Source organism: Pseudomonas sp. DCA-1, from assembly GCF_046523955.1.
In the GTDB taxonomy this organism is placed as follows: domain Bacteria; phylum Pseudomonadota; class Gammaproteobacteria; order Pseudomonadales; family Pseudomonadaceae; genus Aquipseudomonas; species Aquipseudomonas putida_Y.
In genome coordinates, this window is record NZ_CP169881.1 from 3,431,380 (window position 1) to 3,448,478 (window position 17,099).

15 protein-coding genes and 1 pseudogene are annotated in these 17,099 nt (G+C 60.3%); 4 read left to right on the forward strand and 12 right to left on the reverse strand.

Annotation, left to right across the window (positions count from 1 at the left end; genetic code table 11):
- Nucleotides 1–7: 7 nt before the first annotated feature.
- The 7 genes from ACE4QZ_RS16140 to ACE4QZ_RS16170 form a co-directional block, all read right to left on the reverse strand.
- Nucleotides 8–1,096 carry a mandelate racemase/muconate lactonizing enzyme family protein gene (locus tag ACE4QZ_RS16140; RefSeq protein ID WP_103469148.1) on the reverse strand — a complete coding sequence of 363 codons (1,089 nt, stop codon included), beginning with the start codon at nt 1,094–1,096 and terminating at the stop codon, nt 8–10.
- On the reverse strand, nt 1,093–1,902 hold the full coding sequence (locus tag ACE4QZ_RS16145) for an NAD-dependent epimerase/dehydratase family protein (protein ID WP_103469149.1): 810 nt from the start codon (nt 1,900–1,902) through the stop codon (nt 1,093–1,095). The genes ACE4QZ_RS16140 and ACE4QZ_RS16145 overlap by 4 nt, the downstream gene beginning before the upstream one ends.
- Before the next feature lie 34 nt (nt 1,903–1,936).
- The gene (locus ACE4QZ_RS16150) at nt 1,937–3,226 is read right to left on the reverse strand and encodes an MFS transporter (RefSeq protein WP_103469150.1); all 1,290 of its coding nucleotides are present in this window, start codon (nt 3,224–3,226) and stop codon (nt 1,937–1,939) included.
- A gap of 86 nt (nt 3,227–3,312) precedes the next feature.
- Nucleotides 3,313–3,606, reverse strand: coding sequence for a Dabb family protein (locus ACE4QZ_RS16155; protein ID WP_103469151.1), 294 nt, complete (start codon nt 3,604–3,606; stop codon nt 3,313–3,315).
- A gap of 13 nt (nt 3,607–3,619) precedes the next feature.
- The gene (locus ACE4QZ_RS16160) at nt 3,620–5,026 is read right to left on the reverse strand and encodes an aldehyde dehydrogenase (NADP(+)) (protein ID WP_103469152.1); all 1,407 of its coding nucleotides are present in this window, start codon (nt 5,024–5,026) and stop codon (nt 3,620–3,622) included.
- A 111-nt stretch (nt 5,027–5,137) separates the two neighbouring features.
- Complete coding sequence (locus ACE4QZ_RS16165; protein ID WP_103469153.1) at nt 5,138–5,584, reverse strand: nuclear transport factor 2 family protein; 447 nt, start codon at nt 5,582–5,584, stop codon at nt 5,138–5,140.
- Between the two features lie 3 nt (nt 5,585–5,587).
- Nucleotides 5,588–6,397, reverse strand: a complete 810-nt coding sequence (locus ACE4QZ_RS16170; RefSeq protein ID WP_103469154.1) for a ribonuclease activity regulator RraA — start codon at nt 6,395–6,397, stop codon at nt 5,588–5,590.
- A 175-nt stretch (nt 6,398–6,572) separates the two neighbouring features.
- Here ACE4QZ_RS16170 and ACE4QZ_RS16175 point away from each other — a divergent pair, with 175 nt between their 5' ends.
- Nucleotides 6,573–8,138, forward strand: a complete 1,566-nt coding sequence (locus tag ACE4QZ_RS16175; protein WP_103469155.1) for an IclR family transcriptional regulator C-terminal domain-containing protein — start codon at nt 6,573–6,575, stop codon at nt 8,136–8,138.
- A 64-nt stretch (nt 8,139–8,202) separates the two neighbouring features.
- On the opposite strand, the pseudogene ACE4QZ_RS16180 reads toward ACE4QZ_RS16175, so the two are convergent.
- The 5 genes and pseudogenes from ACE4QZ_RS16180 to ACE4QZ_RS16200 form a co-directional block, all read right to left on the reverse strand.
- A pseudogene (locus ACE4QZ_RS16180) lies at nt 8,203–8,487 on the reverse strand (OprD family outer membrane porin); the annotation flags it as partial.
- Nucleotides 8,488–8,932: 445 nt separating this feature from the next.
- Nucleotides 8,933–10,498 (reverse strand): cation acetate symporter, encoded by a 1,566-nt coding sequence (locus ACE4QZ_RS16185; RefSeq protein ID WP_103469157.1) that lies wholly within the window; start codon nt 10,496–10,498, stop codon nt 8,933–8,935.
- Complete coding sequence (locus tag ACE4QZ_RS16190) at nt 10,488–10,778, reverse strand: hypothetical protein (protein WP_103469158.1); 291 nt, start codon at nt 10,776–10,778, stop codon at nt 10,488–10,490. The genes ACE4QZ_RS16185 and ACE4QZ_RS16190 overlap by 11 nt, the downstream gene beginning before the upstream one ends.
- A gap of 80 nt (nt 10,779–10,858) precedes the next feature.
- Complete coding sequence (locus tag ACE4QZ_RS16195; protein WP_103469159.1) at nt 10,859–11,929, reverse strand: carbon-nitrogen hydrolase family protein; 1,071 nt, start codon at nt 11,927–11,929, stop codon at nt 10,859–10,861.
- A gap of 318 nt (nt 11,930–12,247) precedes the next feature.
- Nucleotides 12,248–13,159: a LysR family transcriptional regulator gene (locus ACE4QZ_RS16200; protein WP_103469160.1), complete on the reverse strand. Its 912-nt coding sequence runs from the start codon at nt 13,157–13,159 to the stop codon at nt 12,248–12,250.
- Nucleotides 13,160–13,426: 267 nt separating this feature from the next.
- Between ACE4QZ_RS16200 and ACE4QZ_RS16205 the strand changes: the two genes are divergently transcribed.
- From ACE4QZ_RS16205 to ACE4QZ_RS16215, 3 genes are all read left to right on the forward strand, one after another.
- A complete protein-coding gene (locus ACE4QZ_RS16205; protein WP_103469161.1) occupies nt 13,427–14,614 on the forward strand; it encodes a CaiB/BaiF CoA transferase family protein in 1,188 nt (395 codons plus the stop codon).
- 35 nt (nt 14,615–14,649) lie between these two features.
- A complete protein-coding gene (gene scpB, locus ACE4QZ_RS16210; protein WP_103469162.1) occupies nt 14,650–15,450 on the forward strand; it encodes a methylmalonyl-CoA decarboxylase in 801 nt (266 codons plus the stop codon).
- Between the two features lie 815 nt (nt 15,451–16,265).
- Nucleotides 16,266–17,003, forward strand: coding sequence for a hypothetical protein (locus ACE4QZ_RS16215; RefSeq protein WP_103469163.1), 738 nt, complete (start codon nt 16,266–16,268; stop codon nt 17,001–17,003).
- Nucleotides 17,004–17,099: the final 96 nt, after the last annotated feature.

Here is a 17,099-nt window from a genome sequence, read left to right on the forward strand (position 1 = left end):
GGGCGGGTTAGCGGCGGAAGCGCTCGGCCACTTGCAGGTCGATGTCCAGGCCTAAACCTGGGCCCTGAGGGATCTGCAGCTGGTTACCCTGGCGCAGTTGCTCCACCGGGTACAACCAGCCAGCCGGCTCGACGAACAGGTACTCCACCTGCGGCACCCGACGCTGTACGGCGGCCAGGTGCAGGGTGGCGATCAGGCCCGGGCCGAAGTATGGGCAGTGCGGCAGAATCACCGCCTCATGCTGCTCGGCCAGGCGGTCGATGCGCAGGCATTCGGAAATGCCACCGACTTTGGTCACACTGGGCTGTATGGAATCCACCGCAGCGGTCACCAGGGCCTGTTCGAACTGCACGGCGGTGCACCAGTTTTCCCCGGCAGAAATATCCACGCCCTGCCCGCGCAGGCTGCCCAGGGCAGTGAAGTCCTCGGGCGGGAAGATCGGCTCTTCCAGCCAGGCCAGCTTCAGCTCTGCCAGCGCCGGCAGCCAGTCGCGGGTGCCCTGCACGGTCCAGGAACAATTGACGTCGGTGGACAGCGGCACATCATCGCCGACAGCACGCCGGCAAGCGCCGATGTCATGCAGGGTGGCCTCGTGCAGCTTGATGTCGCTGAACCCCTGTTCCAGCGCCCTTTCGCAGGTGGCCGGGGCCACCTGGTCATCGCCGTAACGCACCAGGCTGGCATAAGCCGGTACCTGTTCGCGATAGGCCTGGCCGAGTAGGCGGTGCAACGGCAAGCGCTGCCGGCGGGCGGCCAGGTCCCACAGGGCGATGTCGAGGCCGGAAATGGCGAACATCGTCACGCCGTAGCGGCCGAATAGGTGCAGGCGTTGCTGCAGCTCCATGTTCAACGCCGCAATGTCGGTGACCTCGCGGCCCAGCACCTGGGGCGCCACCAGGCGGTCGATCAGGGCCTTGGTGGCGTCGGCGACGAAGTAGCCGAACGCCTCGCCCCAGCCAACGTTACCCAGTTCGTCTTCGACGCGCACCAGCACGTTCTCCAGTGTGCGCCAGGCCGAAGGCGTGCCGCCCACCCCGCGACCGCCGTCGTGGAAGGGGATTTCGACGATCTGGGTATCGATGCGGACGATCTTCATGCTTGCTCCAGAACACTGGCCAGGGCCACCCCGGCATAGGCGCCACCTACATGGTCACGGCCGGAACCGACCGGAGCCATGGCGTCATAGGCGAGGAAGTTGTCGGCCAGGTGCTCGGCCGCATGGTCCTGTGGCCGGTAGCCCAGGGCGCGGGCACGGTTGTTGTGGAACAGCGCCTGGGGGCATTCCGACACGCCGTAGACGATCTCGTGGCGCACCTCGGGGTGCTCCAGGCCGATCAGCACCAACTGGGCCAGGTCGCGGGCACTGGTCCACAGGCGCAGACGACGGGCATCGGCGACCTTGGCGTCGGCGTTGCCGATGCGCACGATGAACGTGGCCAGCTCGCTGCGCTGGGAGAAGGTCGCGCAGGCCGCTTCACCGAACACCTTGCTCAACGCGTAGTAGCTGTCCGGCGCCACCGGGTGGTCGTCGAACTGTTCGCCAGCCTGGGTGCGGTACTGCCCCAGCACATGGTGGCTGCTGGCGAACACGAAACGCCGCACCCCGGCGCGCTGGGCGGCTTCGAGCAGGTACAGGGTGGCGTGGTAGTTGGGCTCTACCGTGGCCTGGAACTGGATATCGGTGCCGTGGGCACAGGCCAGGTGCAGCACCGCGTCGACACCCTCGCAGGCCTGGCGGACGAAGGCCGGGTCGGTCAGGTCGCCGACCAGGGCGGTTTCATTGGCGGCCAGCTCGCTGACCGGCCGGCGGTCCAGCAGGCGCAGGCTGAAGCGCTCGCGCAGGTACGGCCGCAGGGCGGTTCCGACGATTCCGGCGGCGCCGGTGACTAGAAGCGTAGGCATGGTGTAGTCCCGTAAAACGTGGGTTGCATTCAGTTCAAGCGGCTGCGATGACATTGGCTTGCCGGGCCGGTTTCTGGCCGACGAACAAGGCCACGATCAGCGCGCCGACAATGCCCAGCACGGCAGCCAGGCCAAAGCCGCTGCTGTAGGTGCCAGTGGACTGGATGATGAAGCCGGTCACGGTCGGCGCAACGATACCGGACAGGTTGGCCAGGCCATGCATGAAGCCGCCGGCAGTACCTACCTGATGGTCCGGCACGGCGTCCTGGATCAGCGACCAGTAGGCGGGCGCGGTCAGCATCAGGAAGCCGATGGCCACGGTCATCACCACCACGGTGCTGGTCACGCTCTGTACCTGGCCGGTCAGGCCGATGCATACCGCAGCCACCAGCAGGCAGCTGACCAGCACCACCTTGCGCGAAAACAGTTGCTTGCCGGTGCGCTTGTACACCCAGTCGATCAGCAGCCCGCCACAGATGAAGCCGACGGTACCCACCAGCCACGGCAGTGCGGTGACGATGCTCATGGCCTTGAGGTCGATGCCCTTGGCCTCGATCAGGTAGCTGGGGAACCAGGTCATGAAGAAGTACAGGATGTAGTTGTAGCAGAACAGCGAAACGCCAGTGACCAGTACCGAGCGCTGCAGGATGATCTGCAGCACCGGGGTGCGCGGGGCGTCTGCGACGGCAGTGACCGGGGCTTCACGGCCCTCGTTGATCAGCGCCAGCTCTTCGGCCGACACCTGCGGGTGCTCCTTGGGCGTCGAGGCCGCCAGGCGGTACCAGGCGATGGCCCACAGCACGCCGATCACCGCGATCACCACGAAGGCCACGCGCCAGCCCAGCCACAGGGCAAGAAAACCCACGATCGGGCCGGCCAGGGCGCCGCCCAGCGGGCCGCCAGCCTGGTTGATGCCGATGGCGCGGGCGCGCTCCTTGATCGGGAACCAGCTGTTGACGGTCTTGTTGGCGGTGGTCGACACCGGGCCTTCGCCGACGCCGAACAGCGCGCGCACGATCAGCAGCGACCAGAAGTTGAAGGCCAGCGCGGTGGAGCCGCACAGCAGCGACCAGAAGCTCATCGACCAGGTCAGCACACGCTTGGGCCCGAAGCGGTCGGCCAGGTAACCACCGACGAAACAGAACAGCGCATAGCCAAAGAAGAAGCTGCTGAAGATCATGCCCTTCTCGGCGGGCGTGAGGTGGTACTCCTGGGTAATGAACGGCATGGCGATCGACAGGGCAGCGCGATCGACATAATTGATGATCATGGCCAGGAACAACATGGTCAGGATCGTCCAGCGGTAGTTGTTTTTCTTGTTCATGTACGACTCCGCCCGGCACCTGTGATGCCGGATCTTTTTTGTTATAACGCCTGGCCCCGCAGAGGGCCAGGTGCCTCTGGGGTCAATCAGACGCTGTAGTCCACTGCCACCCACTCGAAGTACTGCTTGAGGTCGGCGACCAGGGCCTGGTGCGCCGGGTGTGGCAGGTAACGCTGTACCGCGTCGGCGTCGTCGAAGCTGGACTCGAGGATGTAGTCCCAGCAGATCGGCCGATCCAGTTCGTTGGCCGCGACGCGCCAGTCGCGGATGAAGTCGATTTCTGCAGTCAGGTCGCGCATCCGCGCCACCAGCACCGCTTCCCGTTCAGGCTGCGCTTCGACGCCCGGCAGGCGGCGGAACAGCACGATATGTCGCATCATCGCCCTGCCCTCCTCAGCCCAGTGCCCAGTCCGGTGCGTCCTGCAATGCCACCGGGCGCAGGAAGCGCTCGATGGCGGCAAAACCGACCGAAGTGGACTGTGGCGCGGTGGACGACGGCCATGGCCCGCCATGCTGCTGGGCGTGGCACACGGCAACGCCGGTCGGCACACCGCTGAACAGCACGCGCCCGGACACTCGCTGGGCGGCGCGCAGCAACTGGCGGTTGTCGGCGCTGTCGGCGTCCAGGCCCCACAGGGTAGTGGTCAGGGTGCCGCCGATGGCGTCCAGCACCTCGGCCGCCTGGGCCACGGAATGCGCAGTAACGATCAGCGCCGCCGGGCCGAACATTTCTTCACGCAGGTGAGCGTTGGCAATGAACGATGCGGCATCGGTGGCGAACAGCCGTGGCGCCGGGCCAGCGCCATCGGCCTGCGGGGCGAACACTGCTGCGGCGTTAGCAGCTACCGTGGCAGCTGCCGCCTCGAAGCCTTGCTGCATGCCCGGGGTGAGCATACGGTGCGTGGCAATCGGCGCAATGACCTCGGCCAGCTGGGCGACGAAACGCTGACTGTGGGGTGAGTCGAGCAGCACGATCACGCCGGGGCTGGTGCAGAACTGGCCGCAGCCGAGGGTGATCGAGCCAGCCAAGGTCTTGGCCAAGGCTTCGCTGTCTTTTTCCAGCACAGCCGGCAAAGCCACCAGCGGGTTGATCGAACCCAGCTCGCCGAAGAACGGCACTGGGCGTTCGCGGTCATTAGCGGCCTGCCACAAGGCTTTGCCACCTTGATAGGAGCCAGTGAAGGCCACGGCAGCGATTGACGGGTGCTGGACCAGGTAGGTGCCGGCGGCACGATTGGGCGCTTCGGCCAGGGTCAGCAGGCCTGTCGGCAGACCCTGGGCGCGGACCACGCCAGCGGCCAAGGCAAACACAGCGCGGGACAGCTCCGGGTGACCGGAGTGCGGCTTGATCACCACCGGGCAACCGGCGGCCAAGGCCGAGGCGGTATCGCCGCCCAGTACCGAGAAAGCGAATGGGAAGTTGCTGGCCGAGAACATCGCCACCGGGCCCAGCGGGCGCTGCACGCGGGTCAGGCGTGGACGGCCGGCAGGTGGAGCACCGGCAATGGCGTGATCATCGACCTGACGGTACGGCACACCGGCTTCCACTTCGCTGGCGAAGCCACGCAGCTGGAAGGCGGTGCGGGCCACTTCGCCGTTCAGGCGGGCTTCGCCGAGGCCGCTTTCGCGGTCGGCGATGACGACCAGTTCGGCTTGCTGCTGTTCCAGGGCATCGGCCAGGCCACGCAGCAGGGTGGCGCGCTGGGTGGCACTGGAATCGACCCAGAAGTCGGCGGCGGCGGCCGCTTGGGCGACGACTGCGTCGATGGCAGCGAAATTCGGGTTTTGCGGGGTGGTCATGGGGCACTCCTTCAAAAATTGCGGTGCGGCCATTCGCGGGGCAAGCCCGCTCCTACAGGTACAGCGCGGCCCTTGTGGGAGCGGGCTTGCCCCGCGAAGAGGCCAGTGGCCTTAACGCGCCTTCGGCTCCAGGTGATACCCCCGGCCGACATAGTCGAAGTCGACCAGCTCGTTGATCACCACGTCCTTCTCGGCCGGCGAGGCGTAATAGGCGCGGATCTCCTTGATCAATCCGCTCTGCTCGTCGAACACGTACCACTCGTCACCGCGCAAGGCCGTGCCCAGCTTGCTCTTCCAGTGGGTCCACTCGATCACCGCTTCGTTGCTGTCGTGGCTGACCAGGATCTTCTCGATGGTCCACTGCGACCCCAAGTTCTCCACGCACCAGACCCACTTGCGGGCGATGGTGTCGGCAGTGCGCCACGGGATTTCCGGCAATCCCGAGGGGAAGTAGTGCACCGCGTCCGGGGTGAAGCAGGACACCAGCTTGTCGTAGTCGCCTTCGTTGCAGGCGTCGAAGTAGCGACGGATCAGTTGTGCATGCTTGTGCTCGGCCATGACTCAGCCCTCCTCGCGGTCGATGATCGAAGGGATGGCCGGGCGGCCGGCGGCGACCCAGGCGTGGTAGTCGGACACCGACGCCGGGCTTGGCGGGTACACGCCCCACAGCGCTTCGCCGGCGGCAATGCGCATGGCCAGGTAGCCTTCGATGTCGTCCTGCACGCTGCACACTTCGGCCAGTTCCTCGGCCAGGTGCGCCGGGACCACGGTCAGGCCATCGGCATCGCCGACGATGATGTCGCCCGGGTACACGGCAACGCCGGCGCAACCGATCGGCACCTGCAGGTCAGCCACATGGTGGTAGGAAATACGCGTGGTCGCGGTGATCTCACGGGCATAGGCCGGCAGGCGCATGGCGGCGATCTCGCTGCCGTCGCGCAGTGCGCCGTCGGTGACGATGGCCTTGGCGCCACGGGCCAGCAGGCGGGTCACCAGGATGTTGCCTGCCGACGCGGCAGCCGGGTCGTTGCGGCTGTCGATCACCAGCACGTCGCCCGGCTGGATCTGCTCCACACCCACCCATTGCAGGTTGTCATCGTTGGGCTTGGTGGTCATGGTCGAATAGGTGTCGATGTCTTCACGGGCGGGAATGAAGCGCATGGTGAAGGCACGCCCGGCGAATGGCTTGGCATCGGGGCACATGGCGCGCAGGCCGACCAGGGCTGGCTGACGGAAGCCGCGCTTGAACAGCTGGGTGGTCAGCGAGCCGCTGCTGCAGGTGGCGAGCTTGGCCAGTACTTCGTCGCTGACGACGACCTGTTTACCGGAAACGCTCTCATGGGCATCGGCGTAGTTGTGGATGACGGACATTGTTGTAGGTTCTCCTCGCGGGTTCATCCGATGGGCGGCCAGGGCAAATTCCCAACATATGAAACATGCGTTCACTGCAAGCCCTGTTGAGGCCGATTCTATGGCGGAAAACTGGGAGGAAAAGGGGCAGAATCGGTACTCAGGCAGTCGAGTTCCAACAGGTGGGAAACAAACAATGAAAACAGGTGAAGGCACCGCCGCACTGGAAAAGGCCCTGGACGTGCTCCAGGCCATTGGCGCAACCGCCACCGGCATCAGCCAGGCCGAGCTGGCCGAGCAGGTGCCGCTGCCGCGCACCACCCTGTACCGCATCATCGCCACGCTGGTGGAGCGCGGCATGATCCGCCGCGACCCGACGCGCAAGGTCTATCGCCTGGGCTTCAACTACCTGGAGATGGTCCGTAACGCCTACCTGGAACCGGACCTGGTGGCTGCCGCCAGCGCCGAGCTGCGTGCCCTGCGCGACCTCACCGGCGAAACCTCCTACCTGGCAGTGCTCGATGGCAATCAAGTGCTGTCGCTGGAGCGTTGCGAAGGCGCCCACACACAGCGCTCGGCCGCCAGCCTTGGCCAAGGCAAGCCGGTGTACTGCACCGGCCAGGGCAAGGCGATCCTCTCCGCCCTCTCCCCTTCGGCCCGCGACGAAATCCTCAAGGGCCTGGTGCTGACGCCACTGACACCGCTGACCATCACCGACCGCCGCCGTCTGCTGGCCGAATTGCAGATTACCCAAGTGCGTGGCTACGCCCTCGACGACGAGGAAATTCGCCTGGGCATCCGCTGCGTCGCCGCGCCGATCGTCGACAAGCAGGGCCTGGTGCGCGGGGCACTGAGCGTGGCCGGACCCGCCTACCGCCTGACACTGGAGCGGCTGACCCTGCTCGGCCCGGAACTGGCTGACGCGGCGCGCCGGGTCGGTGAGCAGCTGCGCCCGGACGCCACCCCACGCGCTGCCGGCGAGCTCAGCGTGCTGCCCGGCCCTTGGGCGTTTCACGGCGCGTTCCCGCGCTGGCACGCGGGCCAGCGCGTGCTGTACTGGGCCGACACCCTGGCGCCGGCCATCCATTGCTGGGACGGCCAGTCCAGTCGCTTGTTGACTCGCCTCGACCTGCCGATACGCGGCATGGAGCTGCACCCCGACGGCCTACTGGTGGCCCAGGCCGGGGGCTGGTCATTGATCGACTGGCAAGGCAACGAGCATCCCCGCCAGGACCTGCTCGGCAGCCGCCTGCTGGCATTGGCCACACACCCGTCCGGCAATTTGTGGGCGTGCGCCAAAAGTGGCAATGGTTGCTTGATCGGCGAACTCAGCGCCGAGGGCGAGCTGCGCCATGGCTGGTCACTGCCGGAGCCGGTCAGTGCCTTTCGCTGGGATGCCAAGGGCAGCGCGGTTTATGCCTTGGCACCTGAGGCCGGGGACATCCTGTTGCTGCAACCGGGCAGCAGCAGCGTGCGCCGGCTGGCTTCACTGCCCCGTGGTGGCGGCAGCCTGGGCGGGCTCGCGCTGGATGGCAAAGGGGGGGTGTGGACCACACAACTGGAAGGCTGGAGCCTGGCGCGCTTCGATGCCGAGGGCAACCTGGACCGTATGATCGGGTTGCCGGTGCCGAGCCCGACCGACCTGTGCTTTGGCGGGGAGGAAGGCACCACCCTGTTCATTACCAGTGCCCGCCACGCACTTCAGCTGGAAACCTTGGCCAGTGCGCCGAACTCGGGATGCCTGATGCAAATGCAGACTTGAATGGGTATGCCCGGTAACTCCACCCGTTCGTGATGTCACCAGAGCAATAGCCGAGTAAAACGTATCAGAACTTGACCTGATAACTGACGATCAACCGATTCTCGTCGGCATCATCGGTAAATGTGGCGCGGCTCACGGCATTGCGCCAGCGCAGCGACAGGTGACGTAACGGCCCGCTCTGTACGGTGTAGATCAGGTCAGTATCGCGCTCCCATTCATGGCCGTCATCGCCAGCGGCCCTCAAACTCGCCACCTTGGGCTCGCTGATGATCTGTGGGGCAACCTCATGACCAAGGTTGTAGTGCACGCTGAAACTCAGGCAAGGCATACCCAATGTCGCGAAGTCGTAGTCATAACGGGTGTGCCAGACCTTTTCGCTGGCTGGGCGAAATTGCTTGCCACCAACTGACCGAAAATGTAGGTGTCGCTGGCGTTAAGGTAGATGAAAGGAGTATCGCCGACCGACTGCTGGTAACCCGGCGATCTGATACCAGTTTTGCCAAGCAACTTGTTGTCCATTTCAAGTAAGCTGTCGGCTTTCGAGCTGCCACGGACAACTCCTGCTTTGAAGGTTGTGATGGCTTTGCATAAGCGGTTAGAAAAAATTGCCAGTTCAAGAAGGACTGACGTAACCCGCAGAGCATCGACCTAGGCCAAAGATGCCCACCAAAAAAAATAGGCAACAATGAAAGATAAATAAGAGAAAAACCCAAGCAGAGCTTGGGCTAAAAGGTCACCCAAGATAAGTGACAGGGCGACCAAATAATTACAATAGACACCACTTCACGCAATCACTAATGATTGACCGCAAAGGTCTTACCTTCATGCTCCATTAGCAAACCCTGCATTTCCGAAAACTTATTCTCCGAGCTTGGCTCTCGCTTGAGAAGTGAAACCAATATCATTACCACGAATGCAAGAGGCACACAAACAATGGCCGGGCTATTCAAAGGATAGAACCACCAGACACCATCAAGCACTGAACGATCAAGTTTCATCAGGGCAACTTGAACAGCCGGTGATACAAATATCAACAGCATTGATGAAACACAACCTACAACCATCCCAGAAACAGCTCCAGCCGTAGTAAGGCGGCTCCAGAACAACGTGAGCATCAGGAGTGGAAAGTTTGTCGCAGCAATAATCGCTTGGGATAAACCAATCAGGAAAGCTACGTTGATGCTTTCAAACATCAATGCAAGCAGTGTTGCGATAGAGGCAACAATCACCGCGCCGATCCGCGCCACAGACAACGAAGCCTCCCCTCCTTGCTTGCCAGCATGCACTACGCGTGACCACAAGTCGTGTGCAAAGGTGGTCGCAGACGTGAGAGTCAAACCTGCCACCACTGCAATAACAGTGGCGAACGCCACGCCACAAACGATGCCGAAGAAGGTGTCACCGCCGACATACTTTGCTAGCATTGGCACTGCCATGTTACCGCTGGCCCCTGCTCCCAAGATGGCCTCGCGCCCAAGCAAAGCCAAAGCGCCGAACCCTACGACCAACACCATGAGGTGGAACGAACCAACGATCATCGTGGCGTAGACAGCAGACTTCTTGGCCGACATCGGATCAGGGACTGTGAAGAAGCGCGTCAGAATCTGGGGCATCCCGATAGCGCCGCAGACAAGCGCGATAGCCAGCGAAATCATTTCCCAGCGGCCCACCGGGTCCATATCGCGAGGCACGAGCATGTGTGCCTGTTCGGTTTCCCCAAGCCTCCGAAAGAGTTCGAAGGGACTGTAGTCGAAATGGCTCAGCACGAGCATGGTCAGCACGCACACCGTCAGATGCTGAAGTATCGCCTTGATAATTTGCACCCAGGTCGTTGCCAGCATGCCCCCGAACAGGACGTAGCTCATGGTCAGCAAACCAACAAAGATTACAGAGGCGCTGTAGGGAATTCCGAACAGAACCTTGATCAAGATTCCACCCGCTACCAGCTGCGCGACGAGGTAGAGCAGGGTCATGGGTATGCTGACGAGCACAGCGGCTAGCCTGATCGGTTTTTGCTTCAAACGCCACGCGATGACATCTGTGAGCGTGAACTGGCCTAAGCGTCGTATTGGATCTGCAAGCAACAGCAGGATGAGCGGCCAGGTTACGACAGCCGCCACGGGATACACATAGCTGCTGAATCCCATCGTCGCCAAAAGCCCGGTCATCCCTAGCATAGCACTCGCACTCATGTACTCGCCGGACATGGCCAGGCCATTCTGCCAAGCCTTGATACCACCAGATGCCACAAGGTACTGCCCAGCAGACCGGTTGCGTCGGGAGGCCCAGGCGGTAATGCCTACCGTCACACAGAGAAAGAGCAGGAAGAATGCAATGGAAACCGCTTGGTTAGATTGCATGATGTACCACCTTGCCGACCATAGTGTGATCGGACTTTGTCTTGAGGCTCAAAACAGCCACCGAGATCGCAACGAGGATCACGGAGGGGCCCATTACCAGGCTCAATGGAATATCCGGAAAAACTTCGTACGTCAGTGTTCTTGGAAATGCAACGCAGAGAATTACAAACACCGAATAAAAGGCACTTACGATCAGCGCCATAATCAAATGCATACCACCCTTTTTTTTAGGGCCTACCTGGGTATTCAAGCCATACGGATAGTACAAAGAATCAGACATGACTCCTCCTCTTCCTCGGCCACGCAACGTGGCCAGGAAAATATCATTATGAATAGATGAGAGGAAGCTATTTCGCTGAGTTACAGCGATTCCATCTCACTCGACTCGACGAACGATTGAATAGACTTCAGGCGGGAATCAAACTGCTCTTGCCCTGCTGACGGAGTCGACTGGCCTTCAACAAAGTGGATCGGCTCAAGTGCTACCCGATTCACTTCCAAACGGAAGATATCGAAGCGGTTGTAGTACCCCGCCACGTCGTGCAGTCGCCGCAGCTCAGCGACAGGCGAGTAATTGATCTCAGCGATGCAGAGACCTTCCGTATCACACAAGGTGTCGCCGATGACGTTGCCATCCGGCCCCAGGATCATCGATACGGATTTCGGGGACTTGTCCAAGAGCTCGAGCACCTCATCCCCCATACCCTCAAGCTCTTTGCGCATGGTCGTGTCGTAGTAGCCTGACGCTACGATGTTGAAAACTTTGCCTTCGAATGAGTGAGCAGCTGCCCGGATGCGAATCGCCTGCTCCAGGTCATAACCACCGGCCTCAGACAAAGGCCGCATGACGGCGAGCGGAGGATAGGTAGAGATATGCAGTTGCTCGTTCTGAGCGATCATGGAGTAGCGTGCCAGAGGATTACTGTTCTCTCCGCAGATCAGCATGCCGATTCGACCCACATCCGTATCGGCAACTCGTAGCCCCGCTCCATCGCCATTGGCCCACACGAGTTTTTCGAAGAACGTAGGTACCAGCTTCCGCCGATGTCCGATGATCTCCCCGTCATTGTTGATCAGGACATTGGCGTTCCACATGCAGGTGCTGCTGGCCGAGGCCAGTTCATTGAAGCCCATGGAAACGATGATGCCGTGCTTGCGAGCGGCACGACGCAGCTGCTGGATCTCCGGGCCATCCAGCCTGATCGCCCCTTGGGTAAGTGCTTCAAAGTAGCGATGCGTGTGGATTGGCGCCCCGACGTTAGCCCACACAGGAAAACCAGGGATAAACGTTTCAGGGAAAGCGATCAACTGCACGCCTTTTCGCGCAGCCTCCTCAATGATGGAGCAGGCTTTATCTACGGTCTTTTGAGTATCGTGGTAGATAGGAGCGACATGAGCAGCGGCCACTTTATAGTTTTCATTCGCTTTCATTTTGAGTCGAGCCTCGAACAGCCAGGTTGCTTAGATTGGATTTATTTTCACCTTGCGGTCTCCAATCTAAGCCCAGGTCTATAGGGGCGCTACTAGCATTTAATGATGAAGCGATCACTTTTTACGATGGAATCAGCTAAACGCTCAATGCTGCCTTGAAGGGGGCTTTTCCTTCCTTAATTCACTTAGCGCCATGGCGCCCCAAGCCAGGGCGCAGAAGGCTCAAATGCACTTTAAGCATGCAAAAAAAATTACTCAACCCCAAAGCTTTTCGATGATCATTCATCAGAATTTCGTATGGCTATTGGGCCATTTGGATCACACCGACCACCCACCCGTTTCCTTGAAGCCGGCGAAAAGCGACACAATGGTTTGCCGCACTTTGTCGACCGCGTTGCTCTGAACGCCTGCTTCATGCCAGCAAAGGGACAGCTCACGCACGAAGAGCCGATGGTCAATTTCCCTTAGCGTGATCCGACCAGGTTCCAGGTTATCCTGCGCTGCCGCCCATGGCAGAACAGTAACCCCCAGTTCATTTTTCACCGCCAGCAGCAGCATGTCTGTTGAGTTGACCTCAAACTCCACCTGGCATGCTTGACCAGCCTCCTGAAGAGCGAATTCGACTCTGCTCCGTATGCCATTGGGCGCGCACGGGAGCACCAGAGGTAGCCTGGACAGCGCTTCAATGGAGATGGGTGTGTCAGGAAGTTGAAGCTCTGGCCACGACATCAAGTACAAACGCTCAGTGAGCAGATGTTGTGTGGCGATGCCCCGGGTTTCCACGGCATCGACCATGACTGCCATGGCCACCCTCCCCGTGGTGATGAGACCTTCGATGTCAGCACTGGGAGCGTCGAAGAGCTCAAGCTTGATCCCGGGAAACTTGCTTCGAATCATGCGCGCCAGTGGCATAGCGAGCATGCGTGCGGTGCTGGAGGGCATACCAACACTAACCCTACCTTGCGGGTACTCCGCATCCTGCAAGAGTAACTCTCGAGTGGCGTCAGCCTGCCGTAGCAACTCGATAGCATGCCTGTAGAGCGTCCGTCCTGCTGCAGTCGGCTCGACACCATGAACACTCCTTTCCAGGAGCTTCATGCTCATCTCTTCCTCGAGGTTTCTGATCTGTTGGCTGATCGCGGGCTGAGCAATATGCAGACCTTCGCTAGCTCGGGTGATGTTTCCACACTCGACTACACGGACAAAATAGCGAAGCTGCCGAAGATCCATACTCACCCCCTGCCATACATTTTTATGATCTTTCTAGAGGAATATCATATTTGAAGCCTATGGCAAACGGCTCATAGACTGAGATCACGACCTCCGCACAGGTCTGCCACAAGCAGCGCCCCAAGTTGCCTCATGAGGGTCACCACCCTACTAGGCCGCTACCCAGGCCACCCGCTCGAAGCTGCTTAGCCCTTACTCGTTCCGCTCACATTTGAAGCCTGTGCAGGGTCAACCACCTAATCCCACAAGAATAATGAGGGTAATAACATGCAAGCTTTAAAAGGGATCAAGGTTGTAGATCTCACCCGTGCCTTGTCTGGGCCCTTCAGTGCCATGGCTCTCGCCGATCTCGGGGCTGATGTGGTCAAAGTTGAGCAAGGCCCGAAGGGTGACATGAGCCGTGATTGGGGCCCATTCGATCGCGGTGTCAGCACCTATTACCTCTCCTGCAACCGTAACAAGCGCGGGATCTGCCTGGACTTCCGCACCCCAGAAGGCATGGCCGCCATTCACAAGCTCGTCGACTGCGCCGATGTCCTCCTGGAAAACTTCAAACCCGGCACCGCCGAAGCCATGGGCCTCGATTACGCCACGCTGAGTGCCCGCAATCCACGCCTTGTCATGGGCAGCATCAATGCATTCGGCACTGACGGCCCGATGAGCCATTGGCCTGGTTTTGATCAGATTGCTCAAGGTTACTCAGGCTTGATGAGCCTCACCGGCTATCCGGATGGTGACCCGACTCGGACTGGGACAGCGATCGGCGATCTCTCGTCCGGTATGTGGCTCACCATGGCAGTCTTGGCGGCATTGGTAGAGCGCGAACATACCGGTCGTGGGCAACATGTCAGCACCTCACTCTTGTCGAGCCTGGTTGGCCTACTCAGCGTCCACGGCCAGCGGTACCTGAGCGTTGGTGACATACCACGCCGCACCGGCAATGCCCACTCTGTCATCGCCCCGTATGGCGTCTTCCAAACTCAGGATGGCCCGTTGAACCTGGCTCCTATCACGACTGCGATGTGGGAGCGCCTGTGCGACCTGCTGGACTTGCAAGAACTGCCAAAAGATTCTCGGTTCTTGTCCAACGATGACCGGGTCGCCAATCGCGACGAACTCAAACAGATCCTGGAGTCGCGCCTGAAAACCCGGGGTAAGCGAGAATGGACTGAAGTCTTTATCAATGCCGGTCTGCCGGCAGGCCCAATCAACACGCTGGACGAAGTGTTCGAAGACCCACAGGTGCAGCACTGCAAGCTGACCCGCACGCTCGAACACCCCTCTCTCGGGCCGGTACGCCAGGTGATCACGCCCGTATTTGGCAACAAAGAACCCGAGGTGCACCGTGCTCCACCACTGCTGGGTGAGCACACGATCGAAGTGCTGCGTGAGGCCGGTATTGACCCATCAACCATCGACTCCCTATTGACCTCGAAAGCGGCCTTCCAAGGCTGACCCGCCCTACAACAAATCCAGAGAGTAGTCAGATCATGGCAACGACCGACACCCCAACTGAATTCGTGAAAGTAGAAATGGTGGATGAGCGCATTGCTCGACTCACCTTTAGCAACGCCGCCAGACGTAACGCGCTCAGCGCAAAACTGCTCAGCCTCTTCGAGGAGAGCCTGGCAGCGCTCGCGGCAGAGCGTGTCCCCGTGGTGATCATCGGCAGCGAACCAGGACAAAGTGTTTGGAGTGCTGGCCATGACATCCAGGAGCTCAGCCACGACCGCGACCCGATCGCATACGACAAGCCCCTCGAAAGAGTGCTCCGGAACATCCGCACCTACCCGGGCGTGGTCATTGCGATGGTCGGTGGTTCCGCATGGGGAGGTGCGGTGGATCTCGCGATGACTTGTGACATGGTTATCGCCGATCAGAACGCCAGTTTCTCCATGACACCGGCGAACATCGGCCTCCCCTACAGCACCAGCGGTTTGCTGCGCTTCTTCAACAATCTGCCGATCCACCTGCTCAAAGAAATGTTCTTCACCGCCTCAAAGCTGGACGCCATTCGGGCGGCCCAATTTGGGGTGGTGAACAAGTTGGTCGACGTAGAACACCTGGAGTCGACTGCCGTTGAGTTTGCCCAAGTTGTGGCGACCAAAGCACCTCTGGCGGTGCAATCAGTGAAAGAGCAACTGCGCATGCTTGAGGACATGCAGCCGGTACCGGTTCATGTGATGGAGCGCATTGCCGAGCTGCGCAAGCAAGCCTGCGAAGGCAGAGACTTCACTGAAGGGCTCACCGCGTTCGCAGAGCGCCGGCCTCCTCAGTTCATCGGCCAGTGATTCGATCGAGGGCCTTGCTTGTGAAATACATGAGCGTTTCACCGCAAGGCCCCACCCGCCTCGTATCGCTTCACAAGTGCCACTTTATCCGCCTGCTGCTAAGGGGGAGATTGTTGTGAATGGTACCGCCTTCACGCTCGATGGCGATGGCCAACCGCGACTCGGTAACTATATCCATAGCATCAACGGAGAAACAGGTTCAATCGAATCTTATCAGTGATCTGCTTCACCAAAGACACCGACTCGTGGTCACCGCCTAGGACAAAAACGATAAAAAACGAACCGACCTAAAAGGGGGCAGTACCTGCCCCCCTGTGCCAGTCCTCAGCGATCAACGCCACCGAGGCACCTGTACTTGAACTCAAGATACTCTTCGATGGCGTAGCGAGGTCCTCCGCGGCCAAGGCCCGTTTGCTTGACATCGCCGAACGGCGCCATCTCGTTGGCGATTGCCGACTCCGAGCATGCCGTAATTCAAGTACTGTCTGACGCGCAGTACGTGGCCGATGTCGCGGATAATGCAATATGCAACACGTTTTTTCAGCAGACACGGTGCACACCTGATAGCGCCTTTGAAGACTTAACAACTGTCCTCGCTCAACACTGGCGCACTCATGCTTTGGCAGGCGGAACGTTCGCGTCCAGAACGTCAAAACCTGTCGCAATGAAAAAATGCGTGCAGAACAAATTGAAAGTGGCGATGTCACTTTCATTGGATCCGAAACCGACTTCGGAATCTGGCTCGCTCGACAGAGGCGCAGCACAGCAGCCCCGGCCAGCGATTCTAGGACGAACGCAGCAGGAGGCTGTGTGCCATGATCTCGATAAGAAGCTCGTACCATCCGATCGACGCCGCGATTCTGTGGTGTGGCCTTTCAGAGTATGAAGAAGAGATCCTGCAGGTAGAGTTTTCCCACCCTAGCAGCCTACGAAAGCATTTTTTACAGTGGCCAGGTCTGCTCGAACACCTCGAGTGCATCTACGACGCCATTCTCAGCGGCGAATTGCCCGCAACCTACCTGGGGCAGCCGATTACGTCGGATAGTCACATTCACCGGGTGTACTACTCCGTTCGGCGCGCCGATCTCCTGCTCTGGTTCCTACGCAGCCTGCCAGATCAGAAACCCCCCTTTCTGTTTTCCCAAGATGTTGATCACTCAGGATGCGTAAGCCTGACTGCGCATCTGGCGAAACAAGCCGAGCTCGACTTTGCCCTGAGTACGCTTCAGCAGTTGCAGCAAACCTATGCTGTCACCGCTGATGAAGTGGCGGCGCTCACCACGCTCAACGACAAGCTAAAAGTGCGACTCGAATCACTTGGCATCCCGTCCGAGACGTCTGAAGCCATGCAGAACAGGCTGATCGGCGCGATGCTCATGACCACGCTCGGGAAAAACCAAAACGGCAAGGTTCAGTCAATCTACCCCAGCCAGGCAGAGTTGGTCCAAGCCATTCTGCTGCGATTCCCAGGAGTGGATGGCCTTAGCAAAAGTACCATTGATCGGCGATTTGCCGACGCGCGCCGTCTTATAGCCCAGGTAAAACGGGGCTGACGCCGCATTGTCAGGCGATGCCGGGCATTGCCTGACAATGTTTTTTACCCTCTTCCGACCTTCACTGACTGTCACTTCCCACCACGCGCCACCCGG

Coding starts and splice junctions, on each gene's coding strand:
- ACE4QZ_RS16140 (WP_103469148.1), bottom strand. CDS start 1,096: ATGAAGATCGTCCGCATCGATACCCAGATCGTCGAAATCCCCTTCCAC.
- ACE4QZ_RS16145 (WP_103469149.1), bottom strand. CDS start 1,902: ATGCCTACGCTTCTAGTCACCGGCGCCGCCGGAATCGTCGGAACCGCC.
- ACE4QZ_RS16150 (WP_103469150.1), bottom strand. CDS start 3,226: ATGAACAAGAAAAACAACTACCGCTGGACGATCCTGACCATGTTGTTC.
- ACE4QZ_RS16155 (WP_103469151.1), bottom strand. CDS start 3,606: ATGATGCGACATATCGTGCTGTTCCGCCGCCTGCCGGGCGTCGAAGCG.
- ACE4QZ_RS16160 (WP_103469152.1), bottom strand. CDS start 5,026: ATGACCACCCCGCAAAACCCGAATTTCGCTGCCATCGACGCAGTCGTC.
- ACE4QZ_RS16165 (WP_103469153.1), bottom strand. CDS start 5,584: ATGGCCGAGCACAAGCATGCACAACTGATCCGTCGCTACTTCGACGCC.
- ACE4QZ_RS16170 (WP_103469154.1), bottom strand. CDS start 6,397: ATGTCCGTCATCCACAACTACGCCGATGCCCATGAGAGCGTTTCCGGT.
- ACE4QZ_RS16175 (WP_103469155.1), top strand. CDS start 6,573: ATGAAAACAGGTGAAGGCACCGCCGCACTGGAAAAGGCCCTGGACGTG.
- ACE4QZ_RS16185 (WP_103469157.1), bottom strand. CDS start 10,498: ATGCAATCTAACCAAGCGGTTTCCATTGCATTCTTCCTGCTCTTTCTC.
- ACE4QZ_RS16190 (WP_103469158.1), bottom strand. CDS start 10,778: ATGTCTGATTCTTTGTACTATCCGTATGGCTTGAATACCCAGGTAGGC.
- ACE4QZ_RS16195 (WP_103469159.1), bottom strand. CDS start 11,929: ATGAAAGCGAATGAAAACTATAAAGTGGCCGCTGCTCATGTCGCTCCT.
- ACE4QZ_RS16200 (WP_103469160.1), bottom strand. CDS start 13,159: ATGGATCTTCGGCAGCTTCGCTATTTTGTCCGTGTAGTCGAGTGTGGA.
- ACE4QZ_RS16205 (WP_103469161.1), top strand. CDS start 13,427: ATGCAAGCTTTAAAAGGGATCAAGGTTGTAGATCTCACCCGTGCCTTG.
- scpB (WP_103469162.1), top strand. CDS start 14,650: ATGGCAACGACCGACACCCCAACTGAATTCGTGAAAGTAGAAATGGTG.
- ACE4QZ_RS16215 (WP_103469163.1), top strand. CDS start 16,266: ATGATCTCGATAAGAAGCTCGTACCATCCGATCGACGCCGCGATTCTG.